The following is a 523-nucleotide window of genomic DNA, read 5'->3' on the forward strand; positions in this document are numbered from 1 at the left end:
GCCGCATCGCAGGCGCCGCGCAGCCGTGCTTCCACTTCCTGCACGGGCGCGCCGTTCCACAGCGCGACGCGGCCGTTGCGGGCTTCGCGCAGCGCGTCGTCGGCCTTGGCGAAGGCCAGGCGCGCCGTCTGCTCGTCCGCCGCCGCCCGCGTGTGGGCTTCGGCCAGTGCGTTCAGTTCCACTTCCAGCGCGGCCAGGTCGGCATTGCGCTTGTCGATGGCGGCGTGCTGCTTCTGCCACTGGCTGCCTTCGGCCTGGCGCAGCGCCTGGAAGTGCTGCGGGTTGGCCCGCCACGCTTCCTTCCAGTCGGCGTCGGGTTGTTCGACGCCGGCAAACGCGGGCTCCAGCTCGTCCAGCAGATGGTCCAGCCGCGCCGCCGCCTCCAGGTGCTGCGATTCCAGCGCTTCCAGCTGCGCCGCCATCTGGGCCAGCGCCGTCGCCGCCGTGGTGGCCGCCGCCTGCCACTTCGCCTGCGCGGCCATCGCGTCGTCGTAGGCCCGCTGCACGGTGTCGCGGGCCTGGG

The 523-nt window shown here is 73.6% G+C and carries 1 pseudogene; it reads right to left on the minus strand.

The annotated features are described in order from the left end of the window. Positions 1-523: pseudogene (locus tag GM672_RS28650) on the minus strand (AAA family ATPase); the annotation flags it as partial.

This window comes from Pseudoduganella buxea (assembly GCF_009720835.1).
Taxonomy (GTDB): Bacteria; Pseudomonadota; Gammaproteobacteria; order Burkholderiales; family Burkholderiaceae_D; genus Rugamonas; species Rugamonas buxea.